We start from the raw sequence: 9029 nt of genomic DNA on the forward strand, positions 1-9029 counted from the left end.
TACGAGACCATCATGACCACACCAGCCACTCAGGCTGCGTGACCGAACCTGTCACCTGATCGTGCAGCAGTCCCCTTCTTGCCAGGCAGGGGATAGGTTTTCGTTCTGGGGCAGGATGTGCTCGATCGTGTAGTCCTCGATGGAGACGTGCTCCTTGCGCTTGTGGTTCTCCAGATGGCGCAACAGGTATGAGCGGCGCTTGAAGTGGTACAGGTCGGTAGCGCGGAGGGCTTCGTAGAACTCGTCGTCCGACGGGAAAGCCCGGTAGCTGCGCATGCTTAGGAAATGCGCACGGACGCTATCGACGTACCTATCCTTGCGCAGGGCCTTTGAGAAACCGGAGAAGGTCTTGTTCATCGAATTGGTGGCCATCTTGCACACTGCCCGGCGGAACACATACGAGGTCACTGTGAGGACGATGTCGGTCAGTTCCTCGACCGACAGAGTGCCTAGCTCGTAGTCCGTGTAGGCCTCGAGCAGGAACGGGTAGACAACGTCGGCCTTGATCTCCCGGAGATCCTGGAATGCTGCCGCGAGCTTCTTGTCCGGTTCCTGGCCGAGCGCGATGGCGCAGTAGCGACGAGCGTAATCGCGGAGCTGGATAACCAGCGGCTCCACTGTCTGGCCATCGCTGTGGGTCTTGCCTGCGTACCCCTTGAAAGCTTCATAGATGTCTGCCAATCGCGGGATGTCGCCGGTGACGGCAGTGAGGTAGTGGCGCACGAAGTCGTCGAACTGCGCCTCGTACGCGGCCTGGCCGAAATCCAGCTCCATCGGACGCCAGTACTGGTTGTAGAGCCGTTCCTGCACGGCAGGCTCTAGGCCCATCAGTACGTAGTTGCGGATCAAGTCTGCCTGGGAGAGCTTGCGGCCGGTCGAGTTCATCGACTCGAAGATCAGCTGGGGATTGTCGTGAGTGCGGTCGAGGCGAATATCGACGACCACGAGCTTGGCCAGCCCGCGGCAGACAGCTGCGAGGTCAGTGCTGGGCTTTGCGAGATACGAGGCGAACTGCTCGAAGTTCGACCGGACCCGCTCGGACAGGTTGTGCGGCATCGGCGCATTCGCGACGATCGCCTTGAGCGTGTCGCGGTCGGTCTGGGAGAGGACGAGCTTGAAGAAGCGGTCGCCTTCCTCGTCGTCATTGACCAGGTAGCGGTTGCGCAGCTTCCGGGGGGAGAAGCCATCGACAGGTTCCCGGTCCGCTTCCGACCGCGAGGATAGTGCCTCAGCGAGTGCCGCGATCAGCAACATCGCGGTGGTGAGGCGCTGTTGACCGTCGATGACGAGGTTTGGTTCCTGCGAGACGAGGTTCGACAGTCCCTTCTCCACATGCACGATGGAGCCGAGGAAGTGCGCGTTGAGGCTATTGTCGGTGCCCGCCTGCACCACATCGGCCCACAACTGCGCGCACTCAGCCTCGGTCCACGAGTAGGTGCGCTGGTAAATGGGGATGACGAACTGGCTGCTTTTCGCCAGCAGATCCAGGAGTCGTGCTTCCGAAGCCTTCACAGGGTCCAATCCTATCTACAGCGACGTTTAACGGTCGTAGCGCAATCGGGTAGCAGCGTACAGAGCGACCCCGACAAGTAAAGCTGCGATTGGTTTGGTGCCGAGGCCAGAACTATCAAAGGAAGCCGGGGGACATGTACATGTCCACGTGTTCCTGGCGTCACCACCGCTTCCCAGCGAGTCGCTGACGGTACGATCCGAAACTGATCCGGCTGGCCATCAATGAGTTCCTAACACTGGTCATCAGCCTGAGCCTGGTACCGCTTCACACAGCCCGAGACGACATCCTCGACTGGTCCCTATGGCGACGTAGACAACAGCAACGACCTCGCCAATGTCACTACAACCGCAGATCGCAACATCAATAAATCCGATCTACTGCTGTAGTGCTAGGCCGGATCTTCCTGCGCATCGCTTCCTTCGATGGTCTGCGGAGTTGTGACGTGCAACCCCTACTCCAGCTCCCCATTCTCCACCCCAGCCCCCGCTTCGAGCTCGCGCGGGCCGAGTCCCTTCTCGGCCATGAAGGAGATGAGCCGCGTGACGATGGTTTGTTTGACTCGCATTTCGGAGAGGTGGGGCGCTTTGGGGTCGCTGAATGCTGCGAATCGGTTGATGCGGGCGGAGAGCTCGGTCTCGGCGTGGGTGAGCTGCCACCACAGGGTTTCGTCGTGCGGGAGGCCGAGGAGTTTCCGTGCGTATTCGGTGGCGACGAGTCTCAGGAGCGATTGCGGGTCGATGGTTGGTCCGCCAGCGCTGCGGTGGGTGATCGCGGCGGTGGTGAGGATCGCGCCAGCTCCGCTGAGGCCGCCGAGCATGGCTAGCCCGCCGACCATTCCGCCGGGTCCGAATGCTGCGAGTCCGCCGGTGAGCGCCGCGGCGCCGTATGCGGCGGGAGCTGCGGCGGCGAGGCCGACTGGGCCGGCCGCGATGATCGCGACCCCTGCTGCTGCGGTCATCATCCGTCCCCACGGTGGGCCAGACTTCTTGTCGACATGGCGCTGGACCTCCGCGATGGCGTCACCGACTCTGGTGCCGATGTCGCGGCGGAATCCCATCTCGACGGCAATCTCGGGCAGTGCGTCTCGCGGGGCTTTGCCGGTGTCGATCTCGAATGGATCCACGACATTGGTGAATGCGAGCACGATGAGCTCGGCTACGGCTTCGTGCATCTCCCATCGATGGGGGAGCGACGGCAGGGTTCCGTGCGCAAGTTCCGCGAGCTCAGCGGGAATGGGTTGCCCTGTGCTGGCTGCTGTTTGCTCGATCTGGTCGATGATGTTGTCCCGGACGATGTCGAGCGCGGCTTCAAACCTCTCAAGGATCGCTTTGTCCTTGATGTGGTGGCGCACTGCTCGCCCGTAGTGGAGCACCAGGAGGACTGATATGTCGTTATCGCTGAGCCGGGCGGTCAAGTCTCCGCTGGCCAGGACGATGTCTTTCGTGGGGTAGAGCGCGTCCGCAACGAGTTCGGCCACAGCGGGCTGGCTCAGGTATGCGAAGGCTCCATGGGATCCGCCGTTGTCGATGACGAAGTCCTGCGCCCCGGGGAACGAAGATGCGAGGCCGCGGCCCCCGGTGACGACGTCGCGGGTATCCAGGAAGTTCGACCAGTCATCCACCTTCCCGTACGGGAACTTCTTGAGCAGTCGTTCGCTGCCCTCGTGCAGGGCCGGAGAATGCGCGGGGCTGCCGATGGTGATGAAGCGTCGTACGTGCAGCTTCTCGGGGAGGTGATCGAGCAGGTCGATCCCGATGACACTGCCGAGGCTGTGCGCGATGAGGATGACATCACCGTACGAGGGGAGGTGATCGAGGATGCGATTCATGACCGCACCGCGCAGGGCATCACTGCGGACATAGCGGCGCACCTGGTCCAGGTCCATCACCGAGAGTTTGTCGATGGAGAAGCTCTGCGCCGGATAGAGAACCGCATCCGGAAGCTTCTGGAACCCGAAGGATTCGACGGTACGGTTCCGGTTGAACGAACGGTCGATGCGGGCCTGCCGACGCTCGAAATCGCGGCGCCGGAGATGCTCGTCCTTGGGCTTGTACGTAACGGGCGGCATCTTCCTGGCAGCTTCGTCATCCGTTAGCAGGTCGGTGTAGTGGGGCCGGATCACACTGTTCTCGGGCACGGGGTCATGCCGGAGCTGGACGAGCGCATGATTGAGGCCTTCGAGCCAGCCTCCACTCGGATCGCCATCACCGATGCCGTGCAGAAAAACGACCTTCATCGCTCGACTCCTGACCTGCTGTGCGCGGACGGTCTCACCCTAGTACGTGGACGATAGTGCGCGAGCGCCGATCACACCCCCACCACCCAACCCCCGTGTTTGAAACCCGCGACGGCGGGAAGCCTCCTGGTGACCGACTACTAGGAGGTGCTTGCTAATGGCGACCTATCGGATTCTCGATCCAGCGGGCGATGTTTCGGACACGGGGGATTTCGCTAGCGCGGAAGACGCGGTGACGTGGTTTCGCAATCATGAGCCGCGCAAGGGTGAGCTCGGTTGGAGGGCCGAGGTGAAGGATGATGAGGGGGAGTGGCACTACTTCGAGGATAGCGAGGAGTACGACGCCTGAGTCGCCCCCGAACCCAGCCCTGCTGAGCCACACTTGAAGCCATGAAGCCTTTTCCGAACGATTGGTCGCGCGCGCTGGCGATCGTTGCTCATCCGGATGATGTTGAGTATGGCGCTGCCGCTGCGATAGCCCGGTGGGTTCGGGAGGGCAAGTCGGTTTCCTATGTGATGATCACGAGTGGCGAGCAAGGCATCGAGGGGATGGATCCTGAGGTGTGTGGCCCGCTGCGCGAGAAGGAGCAGTTGGCCAGCGCGGCGCGAGTGGGGGTGTCGGATGTGCGATTCCTGCGGTATCCGGACTTCGTCCTGGAGGATTCGCCCGAGCTTCGTGCTGATCTGGTCGCGGTGATGCGTGAGTACCAGGCGGAGTTGATCGTCACGTTGAACTTCCGCGATCGTTGGCCGGGCGGGGATTTCGCGAACTCGTCGGATCATGTCAATGCTGGTTCGGCGATTGTCGCTGCTGCGCAGGAGGCGGGCGGTGTGCGCTGGGTGGCAGCGTGCACATCACCCGTTTCGACGCATGGTGTGGATGTCAGTGATTTTGTGCATGAAGCGGTCGCGTCGCTGCAGGAGCATCAGGAGTATTTGCGGGGGCTAGGTCCGGACGATAGGTCGTTGGAGATGATGCAGGAGATCCTCATGCACGGCGGCGTGCAGCTGGGCACCGAGGCTGCGGTGGTGTTCGAGCTGATCCCCATCGAAGGCCGTGCAGGAGATGGGCCGCAACCCGGCAACTAGCGCGAGAAACCGAAACCATGCGTTCCGAGGATGCCCCCACAGCTAGTTTCTCCGCGGCAACATGGCTGAGCCGAGCGCGATCAACGCCGCCAATCCCCAGGCAATCGCTGCGGCGGCTGCGGCCCAAGCGACGTCGGGCACCCAGAGGTTCAGTTCCCGCCATCCGAGTCCGAATGCTTGGGGGAGGAGTATCAGTCCTCCCGCGATCACGGCCGCGCATGCCGCTCCCAGGAGACGCCGACCGCTCCGACCGTGGGTCGAGCGGATGAAGCCGCGTCCAGCGAGCACGGCTATCGCTGCGCCGATGATCGCGACGAGGACGATCAACCACGGCGCAGCCAGCAGCAGCATGTTCGGCTTGCCCTCGTGAATCGGCGTCCCTGTCGCTTGGCGAACAGTGTTCCAGCCCGTGGACACCAGCTCGGGCGCGAGCGCCTCTGCATACAGGTCGGCGAGCACCACTACGGCGAGGTCCTGTTGCGGCACGAGCAGGAGGTGCGCGAACGAGCCTGGGGTCGCTCCGGTGTGCTCGATGACCTCGGGCCCGTCACCGTCGAGTTCGCCCACGCGCCATCCCATCGCGTAGCGCTGCCCCGTCGAGGTCAGGGGGCCGGGCTCCGTCAGCTCCTCCGCAGCCTCGGCGCTCAGCGGTGAACCGGGGCCAGGGTCGAGCAGCCACTGCGCGAAGCGATGGAGGTCCGCGGCGGTGCTCACCACGTAGCCATACGGGGCGCCGCTCGTGACGTAGTCCTGCTAGTAGTCGCTGATCTGGCCAAGAACGAGCCGATGGCCAGCACTCACGCCGAGCTTCTCCGCCGTCGCCCGCGTCGCTGCGCTGCGCGTCATCCCCAGGGGAGCAAGCACCTCCCGCTCGAGGTAGGAGCCGAAGGGGGTTCCGGTCACGGTCTCGACGAGATGGCCGAGCACCATGTAATTCGCGTCGCTGTACTGGTAGGTCGTTCCAGGCTCTGGTCCGAGATCATCGTGGACGAGGGACCGGACCAACTGCCCAAGCGCCCCGGAATCGTCGTCGACGATGTCGGCGCGCTCCAATCCAGCACGACGCGACAAGCCGCTGGTGTGCCACAGCAATTGGCGCACGGAGACCGTCGACAACGCTTCGGGCACCTGATCCCCGAGCGGTGCATCGATCTCCAGGTTGCCCGCCTCCACTTGCTGCATGACCGCGATGGCGGTGAAGGCCTTGGACAGGGAGCCGACGAGGAATGGTGTGTCCGCATCGACCGGTCGCCCGTCGATGTGCCCATGTGCCTCGACGCGTGGCGGGTCCTCGCCCGCGCTGACCAGGACGATCGCGGCCGGTGCGGAGGCTGGCGCGGCTAGGTTGTCCTCCGCCGCCTGAGGGGTCGCCAGTGATGTGGCGGGCGTCATCAGCGCCACGACGAGGGCCACGGGCAGCAAGCGAAGTGCTGGTCGACGCATGGCGGCAACGATACACGGAATAACCATATGCCGATACGGGTATCGCGCGGCACCCCCGAGCGGCACCACCCCGATCCGCACGGCGCAGGTCTCTTCGTCCTATCCTTCGGGGATGCCCCGCACCGCCGACCACGCCGCGCGCCACCGCCAGATCTACAACGCGGTGCGCGCGATCGCCGACGACGAGGGGCTCGCGGCGGTCACGATCTCGCGCACAGCAGAGACCGCGAGCATCTCCGTCGGCCTCGTGCAGCACTACTTTCCCCGCAAGGAAAGTCTCTTGATCGCGACCCACCGCACCCTGATCGGCGATATCGAGGAGCGCGTAGCCGAACTGGTCGATCAGCTGGAGAACCAGAGAATGCGGATCGAGCACATCATGCAGCGCGCCATGCAGGAGCTGCTTCCCTTGGACGAGCACCGTCGCGCCGAGGCCTCGTGCATGCTCGCGTTCGCCGGACTGGCCCTGCGCCAGCCGGAATTCGCAGCGGAGTCCAGGCGCTGGCAAGCACGCCTCCGGGAGCTGATCGCCCAAGCCGTCCGCAACGCTAGGGAGTGCGGGGAGGTCGACGCCTCCGAGGACGAGCACGCAGTGGCGTGGCGGGTGAGCCAGCTCGTGCGCGGACTTTCGTGGACCCTGTTCGAAGACCCACGGCCCGAGACGAGGGCCAGCGGGGAGGAATCCTTGTCGACCCTGATCAGCACCATTTTCAGCGGCCCCTGTAACCGCGCTGCGGACGCTTCCTTCAGCTAGAAGTACGCGTGGGTGATGAGCTCGATCCCATGGCCGGCAGGGTCGCGGAAGTAGACTCCTCGCCCGCCGTGCTCGTGGTTGATCTCGCCGATGCGGGTGAAGAAGGGGTCGGCGGCGTACTCGATCCCGCGGTCGTTGAGCTTGCGGAGGGCCCGGTCGAAATGGTCGTCGTCGACGAGAAACGCGTAGTGCTGCATCTGGATCTCGACGGGTGGCTCGGCGAACTGAAGCAAGACGCCGTCACTGATCTGGAGGTTGGTGAAGATGCCCCAGCACGGCGCGTCGTCCGCTTCGAGCAAATCCTTGTGGAACGCAGCGGATTCGTGGCGATCTTTGGCAGCGATGATGGTGTGGTTGAACTGTGCAGGCATTTGGTTTTCTCCTTCGTTGTGGTTCTGCCTTGCGGAGCTGAACTGGGTCGACGAAGGAGTTGCGGGGGCGCGCGAGCATGCGAATAGCTCCGCGGTTGCGGGCAGGTTTTCTCAAGCAGGATGCTGCAGTGGTGGGTCGGGCGTGCGTTGCCCGCTGTCCGGCTCACTGCATGATCGGGTCGCCCATCCGTGCATGGCTGCGAACCGTCCTTGTCAGCGGAGGCGCCTGTGGGCCATTGCGGCTAGGCCCTTAGTCGACGTGCTTTTCCTCGCGTGCGGTCACCTCATCGGTCGGGATGATGAGGAATTCGCGGTCCTCGGCAGTGAGGATCTTGAGGAAGCCGGGGGAAGTTTCCATGACATAGCCGTCTTCGGTGCGGTCAGCCAGAGTGATGTGCTCAAGGGGAACCCAGGGCGTCCGCACCAGTGCGGCGAGCACGAGCACGAGAAGCCCGGTGATGAGCCAGGCGCGGCGCAGGAGGAGCGTTCCGGCTTGGTGCAGGCGTCCGTGGCGGCGCCATCGGTGCAGGCCAACGAGGGTGAGTGTGACGGCGGTGGTGATCGCGAGCAGCCACCATTGCTGGTAGGTGACCAGCAGCGATGCGTAAGCGGTGGTGACTACCGCGATCAGTACGAGCGCGCTTCCTCGGTGCGTGGCACTGCCTGGCCAGAGCAGCCGGAGCAGAGGCAGCGGGGCGATGAGGGCAAGTGCGATGCCGGTGAAGAGTGGTTCGCCCATGAGCGTTCCGACGAGGATGCCGAAGCCTTCGTTGAGGTCAACGGTGTGGATAACGGCGAACGCGACGTTCCAGTTGTAGTCGCAGACGGCCAGTAGTCGCAGCAGCAGGAACAGGAACAGTGCCCCAGTGCCGGTGATCAGCGCGCCCGGGGCGGATTCCCGCGAGGTCTCGATGCTGGACATGGCCAGGATCGTAGTTCACCGCGCATGGGTGCGAGGAGTTGTTCGCTCTGCCCTGCCGTGGTCGATCAGCCGGAGCGGATCAGCCGTGGTCGATCAACCGTGGTGGGTCAGCCGGGGCAGATACATCCACGGTGCAGCGTGTGCTCGCGGGTGGCGCGGCAGTAGCGCGAGGCGATCGCATCGTGAGTGGCGCTGGAGTGGCCGCACATATCGCACGTGTCGGGGCGTGATTCGCCAGCTATTTCCGTGTCCGTGGCAGTGGCTTTGGTGGGAGCGAGTGTCTGGCTCATGAGAAGCTTCCTGACTGCCTGAGTCGGTAACCGATCAGGCGTATCACGCGCCTCCCGCAGGGGCAGGTGCCCGCTGCTTGAAATGGGTGCGCCCCTCAACCCTACGCTGTGGGAGGCTGAGGCAGTGGCCGCTCGGGGGTGTGCAGCTCCGGCGGCGGCGGGAATCTGCGAGCGAGAGTCAACAGATGTCCGATTTTTGGGCGGGATTTGTTGACTCTCGCTCGCAGATATTTCTTGGGGGGCGTTGGACGAGCGCCGCCAGCCCATCGCCAGGACTTCACGCGCCCCTGCGGCGGTGGACCATGTCTTCGATAGTCGGTTGGGCGTTCCCCCCGAGATATGGACACCAATACCTATGCGGCGGAAGTCATCATAGTCGATCTCTGCTCGAACTCGATAGGACAACTCGAT

Annotated in this window: 8 protein-coding genes and 1 pseudogene; 3 read left to right on the forward strand and 6 right to left on the reverse strand. The window is 63.7% G+C overall.

Annotated elements, in window-relative coordinates; translation table 11 throughout:
• Positions 1-51: 51 nt before the first annotated feature.
• On the reverse strand, positions 52-1512 hold the full coding sequence (locus tag QC765_RS16365) for a DUF262 domain-containing protein (protein ID WP_278315505.1): 1461 nt from the start codon (positions 1510-1512) through the stop codon (positions 52-54).
• A 452-nt stretch (positions 1513-1964) separates the two neighbouring features.
• Entirely contained in the window at positions 1965-3749 is a 1785-nt protein-coding gene (locus QC765_RS16370) for an alpha/beta fold hydrolase (RefSeq protein WP_278315506.1), read from the reverse strand.
• 157 nt (positions 3750-3906) lie between these two features.
• Here QC765_RS16370 and QC765_RS16375 point away from each other — a divergent pair, with 157 nt between their 5' ends.
• Together QC765_RS16375 and QC765_RS16380 are read left to right on the forward strand one after the other, a co-directional pair.
• Positions 3907-4098, forward strand: coding sequence for a hypothetical protein (locus tag QC765_RS16375; protein WP_192038587.1), 192 nt, complete (start codon positions 3907-3909; stop codon positions 4096-4098).
• A gap of 41 nt (positions 4099-4139) precedes the next feature.
• Complete coding sequence (locus QC765_RS16380; RefSeq protein ID WP_278315507.1) at positions 4140-4838, forward strand: PIG-L deacetylase family protein; 699 nt, start codon at positions 4140-4142, stop codon at positions 4836-4838.
• 42 nt (positions 4839-4880) lie between these two features.
• Here QC765_RS16380 and QC765_RS16385 read toward each other — a convergent pair.
• Positions 4881-6308, reverse strand: a pseudogene (locus QC765_RS16385) (serine hydrolase domain-containing protein).
• A gap of 85 nt (positions 6309-6393) precedes the next feature.
• On the opposite strand from QC765_RS16385, the gene QC765_RS16390 reads away from it, so the two are divergent.
• The gene (locus tag QC765_RS16390) at positions 6394-7035 is read left to right on the forward strand and encodes a TetR/AcrR family transcriptional regulator (RefSeq protein WP_278315508.1); all 642 of its coding nucleotides are present in this window, start codon (positions 6394-6396) and stop codon (positions 7033-7035) included.
• On the opposite strand, the gene QC765_RS16395 is transcribed toward QC765_RS16390, so the two are convergent.
• From QC765_RS16395 to QC765_RS16510, 3 genes are all read right to left on the reverse strand, one after another.
• The gene (locus QC765_RS16395; protein ID WP_278315509.1) at positions 7032-7406 is read right to left on the reverse strand and encodes a VOC family protein; all 375 of its coding nucleotides are present in this window, start codon (positions 7404-7406) and stop codon (positions 7032-7034) included. The genes QC765_RS16390 and QC765_RS16395 overlap by 4 nt on opposite strands.
• 250 nt (positions 7407-7656) lie before the next feature.
• Positions 7657-8328: a hypothetical protein gene (locus QC765_RS16400; RefSeq protein ID WP_278315510.1), complete on the reverse strand. Its 672-nt coding sequence runs from the start codon at positions 8326-8328 to the stop codon at positions 7657-7659.
• Positions 8329-8435: 107 nt separating this feature from the next.
• Positions 8436-8885, reverse strand: a complete 450-nt coding sequence (locus QC765_RS16510; protein WP_373876783.1) for an RGCVC family protein — start codon at positions 8883-8885, stop codon at positions 8436-8438.
• Between the last annotated feature and the right edge of the window lie 144 nt (positions 8886-9029).

Source organism: Hoyosella levis, from assembly GCF_026008515.1.
GTDB lineage: Bacteria > Actinomycetota > Actinomycetes > Mycobacteriales > Mycobacteriaceae > Lolliginicoccus > Lolliginicoccus levis.

Coding starts and splice junctions, on each gene's coding strand:
- QC765_RS16380 (WP_278315507.1), top strand. CDS start 4,140: ATGAAGCCTTTTCCGAACGATTGGTCGCGCGCGCTGGCGATCGTTGCT.
- QC765_RS16370 (WP_278315506.1), bottom strand. CDS start 3,749: ATGAAGGTCGTTTTTCTGCACGGCATCGGTGATGGCGATCCGAGTGGA.
- QC765_RS16375 (WP_192038587.1), top strand. CDS start 3,907: ATGGCGACCTATCGGATTCTCGATCCAGCGGGCGATGTTTCGGACACG.
- QC765_RS16395 (WP_278315509.1), bottom strand. CDS start 7,406: ATGCCTGCACAGTTCAACCACACCATCATCGCTGCCAAAGATCGCCAC.
- QC765_RS16390 (WP_278315508.1), top strand. CDS start 6,394: ATGCCCCGCACCGCCGACCACGCCGCGCGCCACCGCCAGATCTACAAC.
- QC765_RS16400 (WP_278315510.1), bottom strand. CDS start 8,328: ATGTCCAGCATCGAGACCTCGCGGGAATCCGCCCCGGGCGCGCTGATC.
- QC765_RS16510 (WP_373876783.1), bottom strand. CDS start 8,885: ATGGGCTGGCGGCGCTCGTCCAACGCCCCCCAAGAAATATCTGCGAGC.